Raw genomic sequence first — 25,603 nt, forward strand, 5'->3', positions numbered from 1 at the left:
GCTGCACGCAAGACGCTTGAGCAAAGACTATGAGAAAAACAGAGTCAATGCCCAAAGCATGCTTTATTTGGCCATGATAGCTGTTATGTTAAAAAGATTTAAATAGGTTTTAAAACAGCTTCTAAGCACATTTCATTTCTTTTAGCATCGATTTATGCGTGAGCTTGGCAGCCTTTCCCTTATTTCTCTCATTCATTTTCATCCAAGCCAACTGCCCAAAGGAGATGCATGCATCATTGGGAGGTAATTGTTTGTGGAAATACAGTTCATGTGTCTTGCTTAGTTTGTCCTGTAACAGGTCGACGAGCAATGTATTTTGAAACACACCACCGCTGAATGCCAGTTTTTTAAACCCCTGTTTTTCCGCTACTTTCTGAACTATAGTTACCAGTGTGACATGAAATTTTGCTGCTATTTTTGCTCTTGAGATTCCCTTCAGTTTATCCCTTATGATTTGTTGCATAACTGATTGCAGGGGTATAAAATCTGAACTGGCTAACCTTAATTCATACCCATCTAAATTGAATATGTCGCTATAGCTACTCGCTTTTTGCTCCAGGTAAGTGGCTGCTTCCCCTTCGTAACTATTGAAATCACAAAGCCCTAGGAAGGATGCAACGGCATCAAACACTCTACCCATACTGGTGGTATAGATCGTATTATGCTTCTTAATAAGTAACTGGTAATAAAGCTCACATTCTGATTTTGTGAACTTGTCTCGCAGGACTGTGGCAGTTCCCTCCAAACTATAGCTAAGGGATAAGGCAGCTAAGCGCGGTTCCTTTGCCATTTTGTCTCCCGCCAGATTCGGGAAGGGTTGCATCTGATTAAGTGTTTTGATAGCACCATGATGATAAATAAGAAATTCACCTCCTCTTATTTCTGAGTTTGTGCCATACCCGGTCCCATCCCAGATAACACCCAGCACAGGTTCATCGAGCGCTAAAAGTTTGTTTTCTGCCAGTACAGCTGCAAAGTGTGCTTCATGGTGCTGAATGTTTACAACTGGAATTTTATACGCTTTTGCGAAAGACTCACCGAGCATCCTGGATATGTATAAAGGGTGTTTGTCGGTGAGAATCGCATTTGGTTTAAAGTGCAGTAAATCAGTCAGGTGCTTCAGATTATAGGCCAGGTTTAACTGATTGTCATAGGCTGAGAGGTCGCCTTGATATTGACTTACATGGGTTAGGCCTTCTGCCGTAAAGGCAAAGGTACTTTTCATGTCAGCACCCATCGCCAAAAGCCCGTCCACGCCTCGGTAATTATCTATCGTTAAAGCAAGGCCACGCGACCTGCGCAGGATAATCTTCTGTGCATGCCTGGTGCTGAACTGCACGACGGAATCATCTAACGGAACCTTGATTTCACGGTCATGAACTAAAAGGTAGTCTGCTATACCGGCTAAGCTTTTAAATGCCGATGCATCCTGATAAATAATATGGCTATTAGGGGTGTTGGCGCTGGTCGCAATGACAGGCTTGTTCAGCTTACCGAGTATAAGTTCGAAAAGGGGAGTATAAGGTAGCATGACACCCACTCTAGCATTTTGTGGCGCTATCAATGCTACTTTAATGTAAGTGTAACGCGATGCTCGTACCCTGCACAAAACGATAGGCGAAACAGCTGATTTTAATGTGGCTCTTTCCTGATTTGAAAGCATAAAGTCTTTTTCTGCTAACGCTAGGTTTGGGTACATGAGCGCTAAGGGCTTAGCTGGCCGATGTTTGCGCTTTCTCAGTAGCTGAATGACCTTACTATTGGTAGCATCTGCCATAAGCATATAACCGCCTAAGCCTTTTACAGCCACAATTTTTCCGTTCAACAGCAGCGCAGCCGTTTTGTCAATCACGTCAGCCTGATCGGCAGAAAGCAAGTTTTGCTGCGCGTCATACAGCGTAAGGCTGACCGGACATTTAGGGCATGAGTTTGTTTGAGAAAAATAGCGCCTGTTACCTGGGGCATTATACTCCTGTACACAAAATGGGCACATGTCAAATGGCGCCATTGTGGTGTTCTCTCTGTCATAAGGTAGATTTTCTACGATCGTGTAGCGCGGACCGCAGTTTGTGCAGGTAGTAAAAGCATACCCGTAACGCCTGTTATTACGAGCCTTTATTTCACTCCTGCAAGCGTCGCAGATCGCAAGATCCGGCGTAAGCGAAAGATGGGTTCTTTTTTCAGAATTGCTGCTCACGATTTGAAAATCAGCAAACTGCCTTTGCTTTATTTTCTCAAGCCTAGAGTTCGTGATTTCGGCATGCTCAGGTAACTCACCTAAAACCCTGTGGAAAAATTTTTGTATCGTGGCCTCATCTGCATTGGCATAAATGTTTACCCCATCGGGTTCGTTACTCACCTGTCCCTTAATATGTAAGGATTTGGCAAGCCGGTACACAAAGGGCCTAAATCCGACTCCTTGTACACGCCCTGCGATATGGATAAGATAAGTAGCCACTTTATATCAGGCAGGCACAGCAGCATGCGCTCGTTTCAACCAGTTATACCACTCCATCATCCCATCACCTTTGGTTGCCGAAACCTCTAGAAACTGTAACTTATGATTTACCCGCAAGGCATATTCCTTGGCTTTGGCTACGCTGAAATCCACGTAAGGCAACAGGTCTGTTTTGTTGATGATGCAGAGGTGCGCGCTTTCAAACATGTTCGGGTATTTCAGGGGTTTGTCTTCGCCCTCCGTCACGCTTATAATCACTACTCTAAACTTCTCTCCTAAATCAAAAAGGGCAGGGCAAACCAGATTCCCGACATTTTCGATCATAAGAATCGAGTGTTCCGCAGGGTTAATGGCATGCAGCGCCCGGTGTACCATCGAAGCATCCAGGTGGCAGCCTTTGCCGGTATTAATCTGAACAACGGGAGCCCCGGTGGCCTCAATGCGGTCAGCATCCTGTGAAGTTTGCTGGTCGCCCTCGATCACATAAAAAGGGATTTCATGCTTTAAGGCATCTATCGTTTTCTCCAAGAGCGTCGTTTTGCCCGACCCCGGTGAACTGACCAGGTTAATGGCTAGCACGTGTTTGTCCTCAAAATGCGACCTGTTGTGCATGGCATCGTGGTCGTTTTTGTGCAGCACATCACGCTCCAGCAGGTGCAATTGTTTTTGTGGAGGACCAGCCACTACCAGCGATTTTAACTGTTTTGCATGGAGGGTCATTTTGGCTGGCTCGTCAGCGCTACATCCGCAGGTAGTACACATAGCTTTTGATTTTAAAGGATTACCATAGATTTAATTCTGATCTCTTTCCCCTGTAGGATTTCCTTTCCGAAATCCTGGCAGGTGGGGCACAGGTCATACATATTTTTAAGGGTGAACTCTACATTGCACGTAAGGCATTTGGCCCGGCCTTCTATATGGTCCACTATACACATAGCCTCTGCCAGCACCGTATTTTTTCTTGCCTCCTCCCAGGCATAGTGCAATGCTTCATCTTCAACACAGGTCAGTTTCCCAATCTCCAGCACAATCTCTTCTACTTTAGTGCTTCCCGCCTTCCGCACTTCTTCCTCTGCTATTTCAACGATACTGATGGCAATGGAAAGCTCATGCACGGTGTATACATCTAGATTGAATATGAAAAAATTATTATCTAATTGACTTTAAGCACGTTAATTAGAACGTGAAGGATGCTGGTTTGTTCCAGATATTACCACCTGTTGCCATGAAAATTCAGGATAGAACCTTGCTGTTAACGCATCTTTGGGAGTTACAAAATTCCAGAGGCTACCTGCATGCCGACGATATTGCCACAACAGCGAAATTGTTTGGTATAGCTGCGTTAGATGTGGAAGGGGTGGTCAGCTTTTACCATTTTTTTCAGCGAGAGCCAGCGGGCAAATATACCATCTACCTTAATAACAGCATCCTATCGTGGTTTCATGGCTTCGAGGATGTAAAGGCGGCACTTGAGCAAGAGACTGGTGCTAAAATAGGAGGAACAGACCCTACCGGCACTTTCGGTTTATATGCGACTTCCTGTATTGGGCTGAGCGATCGGGAGCCTGCGGCACTCATCAATTTCCATCCCTTCACAAGCCTCACTCCACAAAAAGTAAAGCACATCATAAATGGCCTAAGATCGGGCAAAACGCCAGCTGAACTAGCCGATACAATCGAGGAACATATACAGTATACCCCGGAACCGGATAAAACCATTCTATTTAGAGAGTTTATACCTGGCAAAGCACTAGAAGAATTGAAGGATTTTACCCCAGACCAAGTGATTTCCATGATCAAAGAGTCTGGCTTATCGGGTAGGGGTGGCGCTTTCTTCCAGACAGGTATGAAGTGGGAGTTATGCCGAAAGGCAAAGGGCAGGCAAAAGTACATCGTGTGCAATGCTGATGAAGGTGAACCGGGTACCTTCAAGGACCGCGCTTTGCTTACCCTCTATCCTGAACTTCTGCTGGAGGGTATGATTATAGCTGGTTATGCGGTGGGGGCACTCGAAGGCATCATCTACCTGCGGGCCGAGTATCAATGGCTACTTCCAAAATTGCAGGAGGCGTTACAAATTTATACCTCTAAAGGCTGGCTTGGGAACGGGAAAGCCAGTTCAGGCAAGTATAAATTCAACATTCAGATTAGGTTGGGTGCCGGGGCATACATCTGCGGCGAAGAAACAGCCCTGCTGGAATCGCTGGAAGGAAAGCGGGGCGAACCCCGTTTGAAAACATTCTTCCCAACAGATAAAGGCTTTTTAGGGAAACCCACGGTTATTAATAATGTAGAGACTTTCTGCGCTGCTACCCGCATTATAGAGTTGGGCGTCGAGAAATTTAAATCTCTGGGTTCTCCAAAATCTACGGGCACGAAACTGCTGAGCGTTGCCGGCGACTGTAAACGCCCGGGACTTTATGAGGTTGAGTGGGGCATGCAGGTAGAAGAATTGCTGAAACTGTGCGGTGCTGAAAAGGCAAAGTACATACAGATGAGTGGCCCTTCGGGGGAGTTGATTTCCGTAAAGGAAAAAGACCGAATCATTTCCTGCGAGGATATACGCTGCGGAGGCTCAGTGATGATCTTTAACACACAGCGCGACCTTTTGACTATTCTTCGAAATTTCTCCGCATTTTTCACCTACGAGTCGTGTGGCCTGTGTACCCCTTGCCGTGCCGGAAATCCGCAGATGCTGCACATGATCGAGAAGATAGCGGTGGGACAGGCGTTGCCATCTGATCTGGATAAAGCCTTGCAGTGGGCTGCTATAATCAAGCACAGTAGCCGCTGCGGACTGGGCCAAACATCACCTAACTCTCTGGAGCAGGCTATACTTAAATTCCCGCAAGTATTCCGGCAAAAGCTGGTAAAAGACAAAGGCCTTATACCTGATTTTGACCTAGAGAAAGCCACCGAAGACTATAACCGGATTACGCATGAAGCGCAGTAAGAAAACAGTTACCATTATACTGGACGGCAAAAATATAAAATGCCCGGAAGGGGAGAACCTGCTGAAGGTAGCCCGTGAGAACGGTATTTTTATACCTGCGCTCTGCTACTTCGACCATGTTGATCCGCCTTTGGGAACTTGCCGTGTGTGCACGGTTAAGGTTGGCGGCAAGTATACGGCTGGCTGCCAGTTAACAACTAAAGAGGGATTGGAGGTGGAGGTAATGACGCCTGAACTGCTGGATACCCGAAAGGCAGTGGTGGAGATGCTTTTTACAGAAGGGAATCACATTTGCCCCCTCTGCGAGAAAAGCGGAAAGTGCGTGCTACAGGCGGATGCCTATGCCCTGGGTATGGATACGCCACGCTTCTTTTATACTTTTCCGAACCGCGAGATAGATTACAAGCCAAAGCATTTAATCATGGAAAACCACCGTTGTATCCAATGCAAACGCTGCGTAGAAGATGTGTTTACCGATGAGGGAAAGCCGGTGTTTTATTTCCAGCAACGAGGCACAGAAATGGTGGTGGCCGTGGATTATGAGCAGGAGGCGAAGCTGAGTCATGAGCAGGCCATTTTTGCGATGGAGATTTGCCCGGTTGGCACTATCCTGGTGAAAGAAGACACCTTCGAAACACCCGGCTACCGAAAGTATGATACTACCTCCATCGCCGAAAAAGGTAAGGCTACAAAGAAAGATAAAACCGGGTTGGAGTTCGCTACAGCCACTAAGGCGAAAAAGAAATCAGTAGCAACAGTATCGCTGGCAGGCTGCTTTGGCTGCCATATGTCGATGCTGGATGTGGACCTTGGGATGCTGGACCTGATCGAGCTCGTCACATTTAACCGCTCTCCTTTTACCGATATAAAAGAGTTCAGCCAACGCTGCGATATTGGGCTGATAGAGGGAGGCTGCTGTAGCGATGAGAACGTGGAAGTGCTCCGGAAATTCAGGGAAAGCTGCGACATACTGGTGTCGGTGGGGGCCTGCGCCATTAACGGAAACCTGCCTGCGTTGCGCAACTGGATGCCGCTGGAGCAAACCATGAAAGAGGCTTACCTGGATACTTCTACCACAGATGATTCAGCACAAATCCCGAGTCATGAGGACTTGCCGAAGATACTCGACAAAGTATACCCTTGCCACGAAGTAGTAAAAATAGATTACTACATACCGGGTTGTCCGCCGGGGGCTGAACATATCTATAAAGTGGTTCAGAATATCCTGTTCGGAACAAACTTCGAGGTGCCATACGAGGCCTTTAAATACGATTAAACAAGTCACGATGAGCCGAAAGATAGCGATAGACCCGATCACAAGAGTTGAAGGACACGGCAAAGTGACCCTGCACCTAGATGAGAAGAACCGTGTAAAGGAGGCGCGTTTCCATATTGTGGAGTTCCGGGGTTTTGAGAGTTTTGTGAGAGGGCACCCCTACTGGGAGGCCCCCATGCTGGTGCAACGCTTGTGTGGTATCTGCCCTGTCAGCCACCATATCGCCGCTGGCAAAGCCGTTGATCAAATTGTCGGGATTGACCCGGATGATCTGCCGCCAACAGCTACCAAAATCCGGAGGCTGCTCCATTTTGCTCAGGTTTTCCAGTCGCATGCCACCCACTTCTTTTACCTGGCCTCCCCGGACCTGCTGTTCGGGACGGATGCCCCGCCCGAGAAACGCAACATTATGGAAGTGGCCGTTCAGAACAGAGAGATGGCCATTAAAGGGATTCAGATGCGCAAGTTTGGGCAGGAACTGATACAGGCGATCGCCGGGAAAAAGATACACGGCATTTCCGTAACGCCTGGGGGCGTGCACAAAGGCCTTTCTAAGGATGAAAGACTGTTTTTTCTGGATGGGAAAGTCATACCTTCTGTGGATACCATGATCCAATGGTCTGTTGAGATGGTGCAGTTCCTGAAAAGCTACCACAAAAAGCATCAGAATTGGATGGATGAATTTGCGGCTTTCCCATCAAATCACCTGGGTTTGGTGACAGCTAAGGGTGAACTTGAACTATACGACGGGCATTTCCGAGCGGTAGATGCTGCCGGAACCCAGATTCTGGAGGCGCCTGCTGATGTTACCTATAAAGTTATCTTTAACGAAGCCACCGAGCCCTGGACCTATCTTAAATTCCCATACCTGAAAAGCCTTGGGCGCGAGAAAGGCTGGAGCAGGGTAGGCCCCCTGGCCCGGCTGAATGTGTGCAATCGTATACCTACGCCCCTGGCGGAAAGAGAACGGCAGTATTTCAAATCGTTAACAGGCAGGAAGACCAACAACAGCTCGATGCATACGCACCTGGCCCGTATGATTGAAGTGCTGCATTGCGCTGAGGCCATGAAGTTGTTGCTGGAGGACGACACCCTGGATAAAGGTGAACTAGTGCGCGAAGGCAAGCACCGAAACTTGGGGATTGGCGTGATCGAAGCCCCACGCGGTACGCTCATCCACCATTATGAAGTAGACGACGACGGTATGATCACGAAATGTAACCTGATCGTTTCCACGACCCACAATAACGAACCCATGAACCAGGCTGTGAGATGGGTGGCAGAAAAAGTACTGGACGGCAAACCTGAAATAACCGAAGGGTTGCTGAACCAGGTTGAAACAGCGATCCGTACTTTCGATCCCTGCCTGAGTTGCGCTACACATGCCTTAGGCCAAATGCCCCTGAAAATCTCTTTATTCGATTCAGAAAATCAACTTGTGGATGAAAGAGCAAAAGGCTGAAAAAATACTGCTGATCGGTATCGGGAACTCTGCAAGACAGGACGATGGCCTAGGCTGGGCGTTTCTTGAAAAGGTAGAGTCTGAAGGCATTTTTAAGGGAGATGTGCAGTATAAGTTTCAGCTAAACATCGAAGATGCCGAACTGATCTCTCAATATGATACGGTCATTTTTGTGGACGCCTCAAAAAACGAATTGGAAGCTGGGTTCACTTATAATCCTTGTTTCCCATCTAGCAATTCAGAGTATTCCACGCACCTGCTGGCCCCGGAAAGTGCGCTGTATGTATGCCAGCAATTGTATCGCCAGCAGCCGCATGCCTGGGTTTTGGCTATTCAGGGGTATGAATGGGAGTTAAAGGAGGGGTTAACGAATAAGGCATTAGTGAATTTAGAAGAGGCTTTTGCGTGGTTCAAAAATTTCAAGATAGATAAGCCCATCCTCTCGACAATAGGAGAGATCTGAATCGTTCAACCTGTTATATCCTCAGATTTCTCCCGGTGGTCGAAATGACAGAGCGGTTATTTGGCATGCGCCTGAGCGTAAGCAGTCAGTTCCTTGATAGTAGACGCTGACAGCTCAGGACTACAACCCACGCACCAAGACATGCCCATACGCGCTTCCTTAGTATGTACTCGCTCTTTTGCTCCATCCACAGCCTGTATAAGGTACTTTCGTCAGGAAGCGTTTTAGCTTGCATTGGAAGGCGTATAGTAGCCTGAAAGAGAAGGAGAAGGCTGCCGGGATTTCAGAGGAACGTTCAGCGAATGTCTAGCGCCTGTTGGTTCGTTATTAAATACTATTCGATTTGTTATACGTATGCAATTAAATTCAGTCAACTATAGCTTCTTTTAAGGGCTACATCCTTAGCGCGTTAACAAAAAGTGATATTAGTTTTACTCTTCACCTTAGCCGTGATGACTTTAATAAACTCCTGAACAATGGTTAGCAAAGAAACACTGCAAGTGAATCAAAATAACTGGCATAGCCTAGAGATAACTGATGTTGAGCGCCACCTGCTCGTCTCTGGCAGCAAAGGACTAACTGATGCAGAGGCAGAGAAGAGGTTAGCGCACTACGGCCCAAACGCCATCACCCCGAAGCAGCAACAAAATGTCTTTGTCAGGTTTCTGCTGCAGTTCAATCAGCCCCTCATATATATATTGCTAATCGCTACGTTGGTTACTCTATTTTTAGGTGAGTACCTGGATTCACTGGTAATTTTTTCAGTTGTTTTCATCAATGCCATCATTGGGTTCATTCAGGAGTCAAAGGCATTAAAGGCTATCGATGCGCTTTCCAAGAGCATGGCTTTACGGGCTCAGGTAATAAGAGCTGGTACTAAGAAGAATATTGATGCCCAACTGCTGGTTCCGGGAGACGTTGTGCTGCTTCAATCCGGGGACAAGATTCCGGCTGACGTGCGCCTGATCCATGTCCGGGACCTGAAGGTGGATGAATCAGCCTTAACAGGCGAATCCATGGCTGTAGAAAAGAACACAGCACCCGTAAAGGCCGACGAGGTGACAGGGGATAGGTTCAGCATGGGGTATGCCTCCACAGTGGCGACGTATGGCCAGGGGAAAGGTATCGTGGTGGCTACAGGAGATGCAACAGAAGTCGGGAAGATACAGAAATCCATTTTGGGAGCCGAGGACCTGCAAACTCCTTTAACCATAAAAATCAGGAAGTTCAGCCATTTGCTCCTGCAGGTTATTTTAGCCCTTTCTGTAATTGTATTTGGTGTAGGACTGCTAAGAGGCGAAACAGCAGGAGAAATGTTTATGGTGGCGGTGGCCTTGGCTGTAGGTGCCATTCCGGAGGGGTTGCCCGTGGCTGTCACCATCATGCTGGCGCTTGGGGTATCCAAAATGGCTGGCAGAAGAGCTATTATCCGGAAGCTGGTTGCTGTAGAGACGTTGGGTAGCACAAACGTGATTTGCTCTGATAAAACAGGGACCCTCACTGAAAACCAAATGACTGTGCAGGAAATATATGCTGGGGGGAGCTATTACACGGTCACAGGTCTGGGGTACGACCCCTCAGGAGAAATAAGACCAATTGAGGCGGCTGCAAGCGGGCACCTGAACAAAGCACTAGAGCAATGCATGAAGGCTGGTATGCTCTGCAACGAAAGCGTGTTGCGGCAACAGGAAGATAGGTGGAATATTGATGGAGACCCTACTGAGGGCGCTTTGCTGGTGGCTGCCCGCAAGTGGGGGCTAGAAGAGGGAAAACTGCAATCAGAGTTTCCTCGCGTTGATACTATCCCCTTTGAGTCGGAGTATCAGTATATGGCTACGCTACATGCTTCCATCCGGCCTGTTCTATATATTAAGGGCTCTGTAGAAGCCATCCTGGCACGAAGCACGTTTGCCATGAACCCTGATGGTGCACTTGCAGCCTTAGACAAAAACATCATAAACGCCGAGGTAAACCGAATGGCTGCACTGGGTTTGCGCGTGCTGGCATTCGCAACAATGGAGATGCCTGAAAACCAGGGAACGATTGGTCATTCCGATGTAGCGAGTCAATTCGCTTTTGTAGGCTTGCAAGGCATGATCGACCCGCCCCGCAGAGAGGCGATTGAAGCAGTAAAACTATGCCAAAACGCTGGTATAGATGTTAAAATGATTACCGGAGACCATGCAGTCACCGCCTCCACCATAGCGGGCCAGATTGGCCTTGCAGGGAAGCGGGAGAACGGAAGGCTTGTTGCTGTAACGGGCAAAGAGCTTCAGAATATGGGCGATCAGGAGATTGAAGAACTCGTAACGAATACATCTGTTTTCGCCCGTGTTTCACCGGATCAGAAACTCAGGTTAGTAAAATCGCTGCAAGCCCGCGGGAAGATAGTTGCCATGACCGGGGACGGCGTGAACGATGGCCCCGCGCTGAAGCAAGCAAATATTGGCATTGCCATGGGCATCACGGGGACAGATGTTGCCAAAGATGCAGCGGATATGGTGCTGACGGATGACAACTTTTCATCCATTGAGGGAGCCGTAGAGGAAGGCCGTGGCGTGTTCGACAACCTCACCAAATTTATCGTCTGGACACTTCCGACAAATCTAGGCGAGGGCCTGGTTATTCTAACCGCGATTGTTCTAGGCACGCAGTTGCCTGTGCAGCCCGTACAGATACTTTGGATCAACATGACCACCGCTGTGTTTTTGGGTTTAATGCTGGCTTTCGAGCCAATGGAGCCTGATATCATGAATCGCCCTCCACGCCCTGCAAATGAACCTATCTTGAATTTTGAGCTGATAATGCGAACACTCCTGGTTGGATTTTTATTGCTGATCGCATCTTTTGGTTTATACCTGTATGAGCGCCGTATACTGGGCGCTTCGTTGTCAGAGGCCCAAACAGTAGCGGCAACGGTGTTTGTGGTGCTAGAGTCTGCTTACCTTATAAACTGCCGTTCGCTCATTAAGCCCTTGCGCCAAATTGGTTATTTCTCCAACATGTGGATATTCTATGGTATCCTGGCCATGTTTTTCTTTCAAGCACTTTTTATTTATATGCCCTTTATGAACAAGCTGTTTCATTCCAGCCCGATTGGGCTTATGTCGTGGTTAAGAATCTTAGGGGCTGGTGTTTTGCTGTTTGCAATCGTGTCCATTGAAAAAATCATCAGGCTGAAAGTGAAGGATAGGCAAAACTAGGCTGCTTCTCTGAACTCGGTATGATAATACATCTTATTAAGGTAAGGAATTACTAAAACTCTGCACTGTAGTGCATCCATCCTGTATTCCTGGTCATCAACTTTTCTAATAGCATCATCCATCCGGAGTTTAAACGACTGCCTGGCCCGATATTCCCACAGTTGGTGATAGAAATATTTTAATGGGTAAGGCGCTGCTGAGGGCGCAGGGGTATAAATGCGCGATGCCATCAGGTATTTTGCTTATGCTCCCCACACAGGTTTTCTACTTCGTTCAGTACGCTTTGCTGGTGTTTCTCTTTCACAGCCGCGCGCTGCAAGAGTTTTGTGTTGTGCAACAGTTCTTTGCACAACACGATTTTATTATCCAGTAACCGCTGTTTTTCGACTTTTGACAACGTGGTGAGGCAGGTGAGGGGGTATAAGCCAAACGAATCTACCATGTCTTTTAACCCTGCTTTTATAGGGAAGTCCCAACCTACCAAATGGATATTCATGCAGGTGGCATAGCGGATGGCATCGTCTGTGAAGCGCGTGTTGGTAACCACCCAGCCTTGGTGAAAGCGAACATCCGACCCTTCAGGTGCATCAGGGGCCATTTCCACATCCTTAAACCTGGAATGGATATACATCGGGATTCTTACATTGGACTTCGTCAGGTGCTGATTGTGGTATTTGCACTCGATCATGAAGCGCTTCCCTTCTTTAAAGGCAATCACGTCAATTTCATGCTGCACGCATCGTCCGTTCACAATAACGCCTATGTCGGTGGTAAAGCCCTGTGCCTTTAGCAACTCCGATACGAATTTCTCGAACGGGAATCCGGTTGGGCCAAGCTCCATGATCCCTTTCTTCAGGCTATACCGAGCCGCCGAGGGTTTCGATAGTTTTTTGAGGATGGTGTAGGCGTGTCGGTATATTTTTTTGGTTGAGATTCCCTCATACAGCATGGGTTTTAATTGATGCAGCACCTCATCTACCACAGCGTTCCCGGCACCGGATTTGCGCAAGGATGCCTTTAGTTTTTTCACCGAAAAACCTGCTTTCTCGCCAGAGGCTTTAGTAACGTTCAGTTGGTCCATAGTGTCGGGGGTATCATGCGGGTTGCTTGTTTTTTCAGAGTTGGGGTTCCGCTGAGAAACTTACTCGGGTATAGCGCCTCCCTGTCGCTACTGCTTTTATACGTGCAATATTCTGCCTTAAAGCGTCCTGGTTTATAGAAATACAAAGAGACGGAATTTTTGAACGGGTACGCTACTTTTTAAGTGCTTCGCTTAAGATCTGTGAAAATTAAGGCGTGGGGCATTCCACTTGTGCAGCCCTATTTCCCATCATTTGGTATAGAAGTGCGACGCCTGCGTATAAACAGGTATGGCTGTTACAAAGCTACCTTACGTAAGCGCAGAAGAGGCATTGTCCGTTGTGAAATCCGGTGACAGGGTGTTCCTGCACGGCAGCGCGGCTACCCCCCAATACCTGATTCACAAATTGGCAGAGCGCGCAGAGGAACTGCGAAAAGTAGAGATCGTGAGTATAAGCACCTTCGGAGACATGCCGCTTGCGGAGGCCCGGTATGCGGACTCCTTCTTTATCAACTCTCTTTTTGTGTCGGGTAATGTGCGCGATGCGGTGAACAGCGGGCGCGGCGACTATGTGCCCATTTTCCTGAGTGAGATTCCGCGGTTGTTTCGCTGTGGCATCATGCCCATCGATGTCGCATTGGTGCACGTATCGCCCCCCGACAAACATGGTTTCTGTTCGTTGGGTGTTTCGCTCGACATTGCCAAAGAGGCTATCAGAAGTGCCAGTCACGTTATCGCGCAGGTAAACCCCCAGATGCCGCGTACGCATGGTGAAGCCCAGGTGCCTGTTAGCCGTTTCGACGCCTTGGTGGAGGTAAATACGCCTCTCCCTGAAATTGATTACAGTTTAAAAGTCAGCCCCATCGAACAAAAGATCGGGCAGTATATAGCTGAAATGATCGAAGACGGCGCGACGCTGCAGATGGGTATTGGCGGTGTGCCCGATGCCGTGCTAAGCTGCCTGATGAACCACAAAGGGTTAGGCGTACACACCGAGATGTTCTCGAACGGCATCATACCGCTGGTGGAGAAAGGCGTTATCACGAACGAGTTTAAAGTAAAGCACCCTGGCCGCATTGCCACCGGCTTTATCGTCGGCAACCGCAAGCTGTATGATTTTGTGGATGACAACCCGCTCATCACGATGCTCCGCTCAGACTACGTAAACGACGTGACCATCATCCGCACTAACCCCAAAATGACTGCCATCAACAGCGCGATCGAGATAGACCTGACAGGGCAAGTGGTGTCTGACTCGATCGGCATTTACCAGTATTCCGGCATCGGTGGGCAAATGGACTTTATTCGGGGTGCGGCACTTTCGGAAGGAGGGAAGCCGATCATCGCGCTACCTTCTGTTACCGCAAAGGGCATTTCACGTATTACACCCATCATAAACCCTGGTGCAGGCGTAGTCACGACCCGGGCAAACGTCCATTATGTGGTCACGGAATACGGAGTGGCCTACCTTTATGGGAAGAACTTGCGCCAACGCGCCAAAGCCCTCATAGCAATAGCACACCCCAACCACCGCGACCGCTTGGAAGACGCAGCAAGAAAGCGATTTATGTATTTGTAGGTCTGTTGATGAATTAAGCTGCTATCTGGTCCCTCAGATCTGTGCACTTCCACCGCAAGAGTAGGCTGGCTGCTAAGGGTCAGATCAGACTAAGGAATATCATGATCGTTCAAACTGAGCTAACAAGGAGTTTTACAAAGAGAGAAATGCAAGTGAATAGTTTTGAATCAGAGGGATAAGGAGGAGAGAGTAACAAGGCTAAAAATAGTTTTAATTGCTTTTATGCTACTCTAGAAACGAAAAACCCGCTCATTTATCAAAATGAACGGGTTTTTGATGTTTACTCTGTAGACCAAAGGATGAAATCATCGAACCACTTCCACAGGGATTTGGATTCTTTAGTAATTTATAGAGGTGACAGCTTCCATAACTTATAATTGCCACTACTTGACCTGACACTACTGCTCATCTAAGTAGCAGAAGTCTTACAGGTTCGTTTTTCTTCCACCACCCTTCCATGATTTAGCATGAGGGGATCAGGAAAAAAAATTTAAGAGGGAAATGTCAGGTAGAATTTTGTTTAATATCAGAGACTATCAGCCTACATCCGTCATGACAATTATTGCGATAACCAAAAAAAAAGCCTTACCGGAGGTAAGGCTTTTTCAGAAATCTATAGCTTAGAACTAAGCGCGTTTTACATTCACTGCGTTTAGTCCTTTTCTTCCTTCCTGAAGATCGAAGCTTACCTCGTCGTTCTCTCTGATCTCATCTACAAGGCCAGAAGCATGTACAAAGTATTCCTGATCTGAATTTGTTTCTTTAATAAATCCGAATCCTTTTTCGTCATTAAAGAATTTTACTGTTCCGTTATTCATATTGTGTTTTTTTATTATACACCTACTACATATCTGCAGGTATATACGTTCATTATTTTCTACAATATACAATAAATAAATTACAAATACTTGTTCAATGATCTTTAGCAAGGTTAATTTTAGATAATTCAACCTCTTTTCTCAAATTAAATAAATGAACGGCTTTAAAAACACTATTAATAGAGGGAGTCCAGCAATTTGCCGGGGCTTTAAAAGTAAAAAGCCGCCTGAAATAAATCAGGCAGCTTCTTTACTCATAAATAAATGGGATGCTTATTTACCAGGGATGATGTCGATTATAACTGTTCGGTTATAAAAACGTTCTTCTGGAAATTTATTGTTGAAAGGGGCCATCACCTGATCTTCACCAAATCCGTGTACTTCAAAGGTCACATCTTTTCTGCCTGTTTTAGCCAGGCTGTTTTCAAGGATCCTTTTTACGTCTTTTGCACGGGCTAAAGAAAGGTTTCTGTTGTTGGTATCGTCACCGATAATGTCAGTGTAACCGTGTATGATCACTTTGCCACCAGCAGGTATTTTTGGAGCTACAATTTCAGATAGATACTTTTCGTAAGTAGCGATTGCTTTAGAATCGTTAAACTCGTAAAGAACACTATAACGTTGACCTTCTTCGGCTTTTGCCGGAGTCCAGAGCACCATTTGCACAGCTGTCTCTTTCGTCTCGATACTACCATCTTGTTTAGTGCCTGACATCGTTACCAGGTACGTGCCTTTAGGGAGTGTTCCTAAAATCGATTTGCCTGGTATACTTACAGTTTCCTGTGTAAATGGTCCGAACTGCTGAACCACATTCTTATCATCTGTTAATTTTAAAGACCATGAAGTATAAGCTTTGTCAGCACCGGCTGCAGTAAATGTTACATAACTGTCAAGCGGAGCTTCCTGTATGGCTGTGATCTCAACTGGTTTAAGTGTAGCTTCAGGGCCACTCTGGAATTCCATTAACAATGCTGCTGAACTACTTTCGATAGACACGCGGCGGTCATCTTCACGAAGTAACTCCAGTTCTTTAGTTCCACCTGGTTGCTCTGCAGGCAGTTTTGGTTTGTTACGACCTTCAACGTTTATGCGTGCAGCTTTTATTCCGAAGGTGTTTACCATGTAACTTTTAACGGTTTCAGCTAATACTTTACCTTCTTGTGGGCCATTCTCAGATGAGCCTACTAAAGTTATAGTTGCAGCTGGGTTTTTGTCCATTCTATCGCCCAAAATGTTCAGCACATTGTAGTATACTGTCATCTCACGATCCGAACGGCCAGCGAGTGTTTTAGGGGTGAATACTTCCAGTTGATCTTCTTTGAAGTCTTTTACTTGTCCTTTGTTTAACTGTACATAACGATCAGGTATGGCAGTAGAACCCTGGTCAAAGAACACATAGTTACGAAGCGGGAATGTTTCTCTTACCCTGCGGTCTGCTATAACATTGGCAGGCGAATTAACAGAGAACTTTACATTAGTGGCAGCTAAAGCCGGATTTGGTTTTCCGCGTCCGAACTTAATTGCAGCGCCAACTCTTAGCGTATTAACCGTCATGGTTTCGATACTGCGCGGCGACTGGCCAAAATATGGCTGGTACGTTACAAATGGAGAAAGTATAACCTGCGAGCGGTTGTTCTGCGAATTAAGCGCGATGTCGTAACCGGCACCTACCTGCATAGAAAGAAGTCTCTCTTTTACATCGCTCAGATCACCGGTTACATTCGGGTTCTTTTGCTGATCAGGATAAGCCGGGTTAACGCTTTGATCATAAGTAAACTCCTTTTTCACATTAAAGGCCAGTCGTGGACCACCCATCAGGTAAAAACCTGCGTTTTTGAAAGGGGCAAAGCGAAGGCTTGGCTCTACTGTAATGTAGCTAAGCTTGGTTGATAGGTCAGCAGGGCAATCACAAGGTGTTACTTGTTGGTCAAAAGTACCTTTGCGGCTGTCGTAACCTGTCTGTAAATTAAATCCCCATCTTGATTCTGGATTACGGAACTCTATAAGAGGAGCCACAAAAAGACCTGTTCCGTTGCCTTCATGAAAAGTAACCGGCGGTGTGAACTGCGAGTTAAGTTTATGGGTAGACCCGTTGTAGAAGTTGAAATTTGCACCTGCTGCTGCACCAAACCACCACGATGGTTTAGTGAATGGAGCATCCTGGGCCTGAGTAGTTGTGTTAATTCCTGTGATAAGGATAGTACTAAGAACGATACTTTTGAGCGCAAGCTTAGAGGCAGACCACGCTTTGCGCGATCCGGTATTATTATTTTTGATTGTCATGTGCGTGTTGATTAAGGCTTCTCGATGATGTTTGTGTTGGTCATTACTACCGAACCGTTTCTGGCAAGCATTCTACCTTTTGCGGTAGCACCTGAGTTCATGGTGATAGAGGTAAGGGCAAGTACGTTTCCTTTAAAGGAAGTACCGTCGCCGATAGTGGCAGAGCTGCCGGTTTGCCAGAAGATGTTTTTAGCCTGAGCTCCTCCTGTAAGTATAATGTTACCCCCGGCACCACCCACTGAGGTAAAGTCTGATGCTATCTGAAAGATCCAGACCGCATTTGGGTCACCTTGTGCATCGAGTGTTAAATTACCGGCTTGTATAAGCAAAGTAGATGTTGATTTGTAAATACCTGGGGCTAGTGTTTTGCCACCCTGATCACCGGCTACAGTAGCTGGTGCCGGTGAGCTTGCACCCTCAGCAAAAAGGTAAGCTTCCAACAAATCTTGCTTCGCTTTGGTCAGCATGGCGGATGTGCCTGCAGGTGCAGAATCATCAGATGCATAAAGGGCACCGTTCATAACAATTGCTGGCGGAAAACCTGTTATTGATGAACGCACACCAAGTGTTATACCAACGTCCAGATTTCTGATCTCGCTAAACCCTGCATTGTTACTAATGCCCACTCCTGCAAATATGCCGAAGCGCCCAACAGATTTAAGATCGACTCCTATTGGCGTATTGACTGGTTGGCCATTAGCAGCCGTTGTAAATGTCCACTCAAAGTTGTTTGCTATCGCAACATTGTTTGTGCTTTTAGCAGCAGCACTTACAGTAGCCGTATAGGTTGTGTTAGCATCCAGGCTATTATTGGGTGTGAAACTTGCAGTGGTGCCATTGTAGCTAGTTTGGCCACCAATGGTTATGGTTCCTCTTTTTAAGGTAAAAGACGCTGCATTGATTGTTGTAGGATTCATCTCTTCACTAAAATTGGCACTGATCACCTCATTAACCGCTATACCTGTAGCTAGGTTAGTTGGGTTGGTTAAAGTGATTTGAGGAATCGAAGGATCAATTGTAGTAAAAGTCCATACATACTCTCTTTGCAGGGCATTACCCATGGCATCGTGTACAGTAGGGGCCACGTTGCCTGTATATTTTTGGGAATAATCCAAGTCCTTGTCAGGTACAAATGTTAACGTGTTGGTTTCTGTGTTGTAAGATATTTTACCGGGTACTTTCCCTGTTCCTGATAGGGTGAAGGATGTTTGGGTGATCGTTTCAGGATTCATTTCCTCATTAAAGGTAACTGTTATCTGAGAGTTGAGGGAGACTGCTGTATCACCGTCTTTAGGAGTGGTGTTTAAAACAACGGGGCAAACCCCAAATTCTTCTATGAATGTATCTTCTTTACATCCGGCAATCACGACAACCGATGCGAGCGCAAGGGCAGTCACTAGTTTTCTTAAATTCAATCTGTTTTTGTTAATTTTCCGTTACTGGCGGGTGCGTGCGTCTTTATTAAGCACGGCAGTTTTTGATAATACAAAGGTGGTGCAATTCTTCTTGTGCTATGTTACATAGTAAATAAACTATGTAACATAAATCACATGTTTTTCTAATTTTGAACCTGTAGCTGATTCTGTTTAATAAAGGATAAAGAGGGAGAGTGCGCTTGGGACTAGGAATTGGCAGGTAAGACTGATAATGCTTACAGGCAATGCTAAACGCTACATTAGTTTAACATTGCCTGCAAATTCATGCTTTATACATATATACTGGATATACCCAAGCCAGCCAAAATGCGGCTTCTTACATTTAACGCACCTATAATACGGTTAATAGGGGTTGGTTCTAATCTTATGAGTGTTGGTATGGCAATAATGCCGGCTTCCTCCGCCTTATCAGGATCTTTTTGTATATCTATTATCTCAAGTTTATAATCCCCGTTTAAATTCTCCTTGCAAATTTTAAGAAGTGTATCCACTGCATCAATTGAATTAGGGCTGTGTCCGTTAATAAAGAGCTGAAATACATGCATGCTCGTTGATTGAAATTTGGCTAAAAGTGTTGGTTGTCTACCACGTATTATTGGTAGGATACTAAAATTGCTACTCAAGCTTAATAAGCATAGGGTTACCTGTAAGTATGCCGCTTATGCCTTCAAAGTGCTTCCCTATGTTGGCCCCGTTATCTGTGATCGTAAACTTACGGATAGATGAATCGTGCTTTGAGCCGCGCATTTTCAGCACAGCTATACTTCGCTGCATTTCGCCAGACATTTCTACATAGCGCAATAGTATGATCGAATCTGTGATAGGAGAGATGTTACCTTCCGTATCAGAAGTGCCGCCTGCCAGTAATGGTGTGTTAGACGTAAACATCCCGGTTATTTCCTGGTGCTTGAGGTAAGATGTAAAAGCGATGATAAACTCCCTGAAACCTTTGTCAGACGATGCTCTTGATAAAGCCGATAAACTGTCAATGGCAATTCTGTCTGGCTTAAATTCCTTCACCATTTCCTGGATATTTATAAAATGGTCTTCCAGTGAATATATTTCAGGGTACAGGCACATCACTTTTAATAAGCCTTCCTCCTCCAGTTGTTTAAAGTCTATACCCCAGTTATTTGCGTTACGATATAGTTGCTGATGGCTCTCCTCAAAAGCAACCAGCAGACAGCGCTCCTTTTTCTCGCGGATACCGTTGATGAAGTTTGCTGCCAATAGTGTTTTTCCTGCGCCTATAGCCCCTGAAACCAGGTTAATCGAGCCTTTATAAAATCCGCCTTCAAGCATGTTATCCAGTTCCGGTATACCAGAAGTTACCCGCTCATTGGTAGTTACATGCTTCAGGTTCATGGCCGATAGAGGGATGATAACTATCGCTTTTTCGGGGTTTATAGAAAATGGATTTTCACCTTTTTCGTGGTTGCTTCCCCTAAATTTCAATATCTCGATGGTTCTGCGGCGCTTTTCGTTATGCAGCACATTTCGAAGTATAACCACATTGTCCGTCAAAAACTCTTCTACCCCAAAGCGAGTAATTTTGCCATACTCTTCAAGTCGTTCGGCTGTGATAATGGATGTTGCTCCTAACCGCGATAAAGTAAGTGCTACCTGAATCAGCTCTCGCCTGATAGAATGTATTTCTTCGTTAAACTGAGTGAAGATACTTCCTATAGAATCTATGACCACCCGTTGCGCTTTGGTCTTTTTAACTGTTCTCTCTAATCTGATTCTGAAGGCACTCAGGTCAAAATCACCTACAGCTATAATGATTTCTTCTTTCGGTGCCGCATCTACAAAAGTCCATTTTCCTTCCTTTTCCCACGTGTCAATGTCCCAGTTAAAGCTTTTCAGGTTTTCACGAATATCATCCACTTGTTCTTCAAAAGTGACAAACACACCAGGCTGATCAAACAACAGAATACCCATTGCCAGAAACTGCGCTCCGAACAAGGTCTTTGCGCTACCAGAGCTGCCTGCTACAAGCGTAGTTCGGCCTAACGGTAGTCCGCCATGAGAAATATGATCAAAGGAAGCATTTCCGGTTTCCAATTTTTGAAGTTGCATAGGCAAACGTAAGCGGTTTATGAAATAGAGGTATTTTTCCGAGCTTTCAGGTCGAGGCGTTACCATGTCAGGACATTTAAAATGGGTGATGGTGACTTATTGATTTCGTCGGCATTCTTCATCTTTCCTATTATAGCATCCCTTGTCTAAAAACTAGTTCAGGAATAAAAACGGGGCAGACATACGTACTCATCCTTTAATTTGAAGTAGACAAATTTAAGGATGTGCAAAGGTGCCGGGTTTATGAAAGCAATGTTTTACATACTTGTTCAAGTATGTTTCAAATTTTACAGATTTTCGAGTACACCCTCTCGTTTATCTTTTAAATGCTTGTAAAATGAAGGGGATAGGCCGGTTACTTTTTTAAACTGGCTTGATAAATGGGCTACACTGCTATAATGCAGTCGATGGGCAATTTCGGTAAGGCTGAGTTCATCCTTAAAAATGAGTTCTCTGGCTTTCTCAATTTTATGAAGAATAATGAATTGCTGAATGGTGATGCCATTTACTTCGGAGAATATAGTAGCAAGGTAGTTATAATTATAACCCAATTTTTCGCTTATGTAGACTGAGTAGTTAACCTTGGGCTGCTCTTCAGAAGAATAGATCATTTTAGTGATTAGCGTCTTTATTTTATCAATAAGTTTGCTTTTACTGTCGTCTAATAATTCAAGGCCTGCCTTATTAAGGTTTTCCTTTAACTGTTCGAGCTGAATGTCGGTAATGTCTTTGTGTATCTCAACTACGCCCAGGTCTACTACTACATATTCCGATTGCAATCCAAGGCTTAAAAGCTCATTTTGCACCAGCGCTTTGCAGCGATTGCTGACCATATACTTTATATATAATTTCATAAATGGTGGTAAAGTGCATACTCAAAACCGGGAGTATGGTACGGCGCTGCTACTGGCAAAATGATCAGAACCTGTTCCGAAATGATGAGCAATGAAATCAGAACTAAAAAATGTGGTAAACAGGATCTATAATTATCTACTTGTTACGTATTCGGCTCAATACAAATTCATTAATGTGTCGTGCATTTTTTAATACTTACACTACTGTCTCTATAAAGAATATTTATGCTTAAACCAGCATAACCTATCCTGCAACTAGCCACCGAATATTAAATCCGGTTTGTAGCAGCAGTAGAGGTTATGATTTTACTTGTAGTGGATGCTTAATGTATGGCCAGGCCAATGGTAGATACGCCTGTTGAAAGGTCAAGAAATGCACCTACTTTGTTATTAAAGTGGTATTCTGTGCCTATGTGGAGATCCAGAAATAAGGGGTTGCCTCTACGGTAGAAGTTTCTATCGCCATCATATCTGTCGTCCCAACGCGAGTTGATCAAAGCAAATCCCAATGAGCCAGCCATATAGAAATCCCATTTACTGTTTGCCTGAAGGATACGATCGAAATAGTATGTTCCTTTAACACCCATTGGGATTATAGTTTCACGGTAAGTATAGTAAGTGTTTTTATCCTTGTAATAGTCTTTCGAATAGGTCGAAAAGCTGACAAAAGGAGCAAGGGTAAAATCTTTTGCCACGTCAAACTCATAGTTTACATTGATAACAGGTAAAGTGCTGTTGGCATATTTGTAATAACCGCCGTAGCCACCTATACCTACTCCTAAATTTAAGGTGCTGCCATGTTTTTCCTGGGCAACTGCATTAAACTGGAAAAAGCTGATACATAGTATGGCTAATGTAATAGTGAATAAACGCTTCATATGGTGTTTTTTAGTTTTTGATAAGGATAGTTTTAGACCTCCCGTCTTGCCAAAGCATAACAGGTACAGTACATATTCAAAATTTCTGAGGCGCAACCTACAGCACACTATTTCATCTGTCTCTGAAATGAGCGCTAAGCGTGTTGATCAGTTTTAAAGGAAAAATTGAATGGTTTGATAATTGGATACCAGTGATAAACCAGTAACCTGAGGAGTGGGAATCTGTACTAACGCAGCACGTCTTTTTTACTGTTCTGCTGGTGTTCTGTTGTAGGTGATTTTGGCAATGCTGGTGACAGGTGATTTTTGATCAATTGCTAGGTTTTAGTATCCGTTACTGGCGGAAGCTGAACCTTATGTTGTTCAGCTGTTTTTGATAATACAAAGGTGACTATATTCCTGTTGACCTATGTTACACAGTAAAAAAAATAAGTTACATAAATCACATGTTTTCCAGGTTGGCCATGCGCTTCTGCTTTAATTGCTTGTAAAAAGAAGGGGAGAGACCCGTAACTTTTTTAAACTGGTTCGATAAATGAGCCACACTACTGTAGTGTAGTTTATGAGCGATCTCAGTCAGGTTAAGCTCCTTGTATAAGAGCAGCTCTTTCACTCTTTCAATTTTATGAAATATGATGAATTGCTGAATGGTGATGCCTTTGACTTCGGAGAAAATGTTGGCCAGGTACGTATAATCATGATCTAGTTTCTTGCTGATATAGTCTGAATAATTGGCCTTCGGAAATTCATCTGAGTAGTGGATCATTTCAATGATCACATTCTTTATCCGCTCTATCAGTATACTTTTCTTGTCATCCAGCAGCTCTAGCCCAGACTTTTCCAGGTTGGCTTTAAGCTGCATGCGCTGTTCTGGAGTGATGGCTTCGAGTATCTCAACAGTGCCTAAGTCAACTACCACAAACTGTAAACCTAACTTATTCAACTCTTCCGTTACCATCATTTTACAGCGCAGGCTCACCATGTATTTAATATACAGCTTCATAACTAATATTTTACACAGGTATATATTTAGGCTTGAATGCGATGCTTTGTACTTTCCCAGTCAATTTTAAATCAAAGGAATGTAAATGTACACAATCTCAGTTGGGTATAGTAGCTATTTGTAAGCTTCCAGAAAATTGAGCCGTGATAAAGTTTAGTTTTCAAGTTACAATTTCCTCCAGTAATTCCACCAGCGCTCTGAAATTCAGTGCCTGGTGCGACCGGTGGTGATTGTAATCCTTTCATCCACTCCTCGGCCTTCTGGCGCACCTCCGTCAGGGTTCGAACACGTAAGCATTATCACAGTGCTTTCGGGCTTTCTCCTGTATTACGTTTTGTCTCCATCTGTTAGAAAAGTAAAAAAGAAGCTGCGCAACCAGGTTTTGTATAGTAAAAAGCAGAAGCACTATATTTGCAGACTGCTTTTAAACTAACGCGCTTAAAACGAAAGACAATGAAGAGAACGCTTCGGCTACTTGCCATAGTAGCAACCACCTCGGCTGTATTTGCCGCCTGCACTAATGAAAACCAGGAGACTGCCAATAACGAGCAGGCCACCGCACCAGTAGCCGTAGAGGCACCCGAAACTACAGCGGCCTTGCAGGATACCATAAAAGGCAGCATTCCGTCTGATGCTACGGGCAAGATTGGGGATGCAAACCTGAAGCTAACCTACCACGCACCCGGCGTTAAGGGGCGTACCATCTGGGGCGGTCTGGTTGCCTATGACCAGGTTTGGGTAACCGGCGCACACATGGCCACTACCCTCGAAACGGATAAGGCCCTTATTATCGGCGGAAAAGAACTACCGGCAGGCAAGTACGCTTTGTTCACGATTCCGGGCCGCGAGGAGTGGACTGTAATCATCAACAAGAATTTCAAGCAGCACCTGGCAGACAACTATGACCAAAAGGATGACCTTGTACGTGTGCAGGTAAAACCAAATACGCTGGGGCAGCACCAGGAAAGGCTGAAGTATGAAGTAAACGCTGCATCTGGTTCGGAAGGAGCTATCCAGATTTCCTGGGATAAACTAAGAGTTGAAGTGCCTGTTCAAACTGCCTCTTAGGCTTTCAACCGTTTAAATCCACTCCTTTTCTATTTAATTTCAGATAAATAAAACGAGTGCAGGTTATTACACTTGCTACAAAGAGGTATACAGGTCATTCCTCCCAAAAACCTTGACAGCCATTTACCAAAAAGCCGGGGCCAGCAACGTTACGTTGCTGGCCCCGGCTTTTCGGTTTTAGAAGCGATGAAACCCTGCTCCGATTATTTCTCCATCTTGCTCATGTTCGACATCATTTGCTGATAGCAGGCTTCGTTCATCATGCCTTTCTCGTGCATTTGCATCATCATGTTATGCATCATGCTGCTGTTACCTAGCATCATTTTCGACATCATCGAACAATTGGCAGAGTCCTGGGCGCAGTCATCCATCATTTGCTGCATCATCTGCTGCATCTGTCCCCGGTTCATGCTGCCCATCATCCCGTCTTTTCCCATCATGCCGTGCTCGCCCATCATGCCATTCTCCATCATACCTTCGCTGTTCTTGTCGCGCATCACCTGCATCATTTCCTGTTGCATTTCATCATTGTCCACTATCATGTTATAGACTTCCTGGCGTTGTGCCTCATCGCTCATAATAGCATGCACATTTCCATCGGACTGGCAACCGAAGGCAGTTAGCAGTAAGAGAGCAAACGATGTTATCAGAATGTTTTTCATAGTTTTGTTTGTTAAAGTGATCTAAAAGAAACCCCTTGTGCAGGAGA

General features: G+C 45.3%; 20 protein-coding genes. 7 read left to right on the forward strand and 13 right to left on the reverse strand.

Translation table 11 applies throughout. From position 1 onward, the window contains the following. Nucleotides 1-121: 121 nt before the first annotated feature. Genes hypF through hypA form a run of 3 tightly spaced genes read right to left on the reverse strand, consistent with a single transcriptional unit; the run spans nucleotide 122 to nucleotide 3,573 of the window. Nucleotides 122-2,458, reverse strand: a complete 2,337-nt coding sequence (gene hypF, locus ACXYMU_RS06540) for a carbamoyltransferase HypF (protein ID WP_458985565.1) — start codon at nucleotides 2,456-2,458, stop codon at nucleotides 122-124. Between the two features lie 6 nt (nucleotides 2,459-2,464). Further along, nucleotides 2,465-3,220, reverse strand: a complete 756-nt coding sequence (hypB, locus tag ACXYMU_RS06545; protein ID WP_458985566.1) for a hydrogenase nickel incorporation protein HypB — start codon at nucleotides 3,218-3,220, stop codon at nucleotides 2,465-2,467. Nucleotides 3,221-3,231: 11 nt separating this feature from the next. After that, nucleotides 3,232-3,573, reverse strand: coding sequence for a hydrogenase maturation nickel metallochaperone HypA (gene hypA / locus ACXYMU_RS06550; RefSeq protein WP_458985567.1), 342 nt, complete (start codon nucleotides 3,571-3,573; stop codon nucleotides 3,232-3,234). A gap of 110 nt (nucleotides 3,574-3,683) precedes the next feature. Here hypA and ACXYMU_RS06555 point away from each other — a divergent pair, with 110 nt between their 5' ends. The 5 genes from ACXYMU_RS06555 to ACXYMU_RS06575 all read left to right on the forward strand — a co-directional run bounded on the left by ACXYMU_RS06555 (nucleotide 3,684) and on the right by ACXYMU_RS06575 (nucleotide 11,815). Next, nucleotides 3,684-5,411 carry an NAD(P)H-dependent oxidoreductase subunit E gene (locus ACXYMU_RS06555; RefSeq protein ID WP_458985568.1) on the forward strand — a complete coding sequence of 576 codons (1,728 nt, stop codon included), beginning with the start codon at nucleotides 3,684-3,686 and terminating at the stop codon, nucleotides 5,409-5,411. After that, nucleotides 5,398-6,687, forward strand: coding sequence for an NADH-quinone oxidoreductase subunit B family protein (locus ACXYMU_RS06560; protein WP_458985569.1), 1,290 nt, complete (start codon nucleotides 5,398-5,400; stop codon nucleotides 6,685-6,687). Before ACXYMU_RS06555 ends, ACXYMU_RS06560 begins: the two co-directional genes overlap by 14 nt. 10 nt (nucleotides 6,688-6,697) lie before the next feature. After that, nucleotides 6,698-8,149: a Ni/Fe hydrogenase subunit alpha gene (locus tag ACXYMU_RS06565; RefSeq protein WP_458985570.1), complete on the forward strand. Its 1,452-nt coding sequence runs from the start codon at nucleotides 6,698-6,700 to the stop codon at nucleotides 8,147-8,149. Next, nucleotides 8,130-8,612, forward strand: a complete 483-nt coding sequence (locus tag ACXYMU_RS06570) for a hydrogenase maturation protease (protein WP_458985571.1) — start codon at nucleotides 8,130-8,132, stop codon at nucleotides 8,610-8,612. Before ACXYMU_RS06565 ends, ACXYMU_RS06570 begins: the two co-directional genes overlap by 20 nt. A 476-nt stretch (nucleotides 8,613-9,088) precedes the next feature. Continuing rightward, nucleotides 9,089-11,815 carry a cation-transporting P-type ATPase gene (locus ACXYMU_RS06575; protein WP_458985572.1) on the forward strand — a complete coding sequence of 909 codons (2,727 nt, stop codon included), beginning with the start codon at nucleotides 9,089-9,091 and terminating at the stop codon, nucleotides 11,813-11,815. A 229-nt stretch (nucleotides 11,816-12,044) separates the two neighbouring features. Here the strand turns inward: ACXYMU_RS06575 and ACXYMU_RS06580 are convergent, their stop codons facing one another. Then, a complete protein-coding gene (locus ACXYMU_RS06580; RefSeq protein WP_458985573.1) occupies nucleotides 12,045-12,896 on the reverse strand; it encodes a restriction endonuclease in 852 nt (283 codons plus the stop codon). A 289-nt stretch (nucleotides 12,897-13,185) separates the two neighbouring features. Here ACXYMU_RS06580 and ACXYMU_RS06585 point away from each other — a divergent pair, with 289 nt between their 5' ends. Beyond that, on the forward strand, nucleotides 13,186-14,475 hold the full coding sequence (locus ACXYMU_RS06585; protein WP_458985574.1) for an acetyl-CoA hydrolase/transferase family protein: 1,290 nt from the start codon (nucleotides 13,186-13,188) through the stop codon (nucleotides 14,473-14,475). Nucleotides 14,476-15,101: 626 nt separating this feature from the next. On the opposite strand, the gene ACXYMU_RS06590 is transcribed toward ACXYMU_RS06585, so the two are convergent. The 8 genes from ACXYMU_RS06590 to ACXYMU_RS06625 all read right to left on the reverse strand — a co-directional run bounded on the left by ACXYMU_RS06590 (nucleotide 15,102) and on the right by ACXYMU_RS06625 (nucleotide 23,826). Further along, nucleotides 15,102-15,293 carry a cold-shock protein gene (locus ACXYMU_RS06590; protein WP_439882786.1) on the reverse strand — a complete coding sequence of 64 codons (192 nt, stop codon included), beginning with the start codon at nucleotides 15,291-15,293 and terminating at the stop codon, nucleotides 15,102-15,104. 273 nt (nucleotides 15,294-15,566) lie between these two features. After that, the gene (locus tag ACXYMU_RS06595) at nucleotides 15,567-17,576 is read right to left on the reverse strand and encodes an outer membrane beta-barrel protein (protein WP_458985575.1); all 2,010 of its coding nucleotides are present in this window, start codon (nucleotides 17,574-17,576) and stop codon (nucleotides 15,567-15,569) included. Nucleotides 17,577-17,587: 11 nt separating this feature from the next. Then, complete coding sequence (locus ACXYMU_RS06600) at nucleotides 17,588-18,991, reverse strand: ice-binding family protein (RefSeq protein WP_458985576.1); 1,404 nt, start codon at nucleotides 18,989-18,991, stop codon at nucleotides 17,588-17,590. A 290-nt stretch (nucleotides 18,992-19,281) separates the two neighbouring features. Next, nucleotides 19,282-19,557 (reverse strand): circadian clock KaiB family protein, encoded by a 276-nt coding sequence (locus ACXYMU_RS06605; protein WP_458985577.1) that lies wholly within the window; start codon nucleotides 19,555-19,557, stop codon nucleotides 19,282-19,284. 70 nt (nucleotides 19,558-19,627) lie between these two features. Continuing rightward, on the reverse strand, nucleotides 19,628-21,091 hold the full coding sequence (gene kaiC / locus ACXYMU_RS06610) for a circadian clock protein KaiC (RefSeq protein WP_458985578.1): 1,464 nt from the start codon (nucleotides 21,089-21,091) through the stop codon (nucleotides 19,628-19,630). 287 nt (nucleotides 21,092-21,378) lie between these two features. Then, nucleotides 21,379-21,945, reverse strand: coding sequence for an AraC family transcriptional regulator (locus ACXYMU_RS06615; RefSeq protein ID WP_458985579.1), 567 nt, complete (start codon nucleotides 21,943-21,945; stop codon nucleotides 21,379-21,381). Between the two features lie 323 nt (nucleotides 21,946-22,268). After that, on the reverse strand, nucleotides 22,269-22,823 hold the full coding sequence (locus tag ACXYMU_RS06620) for a hypothetical protein (RefSeq protein WP_458985580.1): 555 nt from the start codon (nucleotides 22,821-22,823) through the stop codon (nucleotides 22,269-22,271). Nucleotides 22,824-23,265: 442 nt separating this feature from the next. Next, nucleotides 23,266-23,826, reverse strand: coding sequence for a helix-turn-helix domain-containing protein (locus ACXYMU_RS06625; protein WP_458985581.1), 561 nt, complete (start codon nucleotides 23,824-23,826; stop codon nucleotides 23,266-23,268). A 453-nt stretch (nucleotides 23,827-24,279) separates the two neighbouring features. On the opposite strand from ACXYMU_RS06625, the gene ACXYMU_RS06630 reads away from it, so the two are divergent. Then, complete coding sequence (locus ACXYMU_RS06630; RefSeq protein WP_458985582.1) at nucleotides 24,280-24,894, forward strand: DUF2911 domain-containing protein; 615 nt, start codon at nucleotides 24,280-24,282, stop codon at nucleotides 24,892-24,894. A 203-nt stretch (nucleotides 24,895-25,097) separates the two neighbouring features. On the opposite strand, the gene ACXYMU_RS06635 is transcribed toward ACXYMU_RS06630, so the two are convergent. Next, nucleotides 25,098-25,556: a hypothetical protein gene (locus ACXYMU_RS06635; protein ID WP_458985583.1), complete on the reverse strand. Its 459-nt coding sequence runs from the start codon at nucleotides 25,554-25,556 to the stop codon at nucleotides 25,098-25,100. Between the last annotated feature and the right edge of the window lie 47 nt (nucleotides 25,557-25,603).

The organism is Pontibacter sp. CAU 1760 (assembly GCF_054482735.1).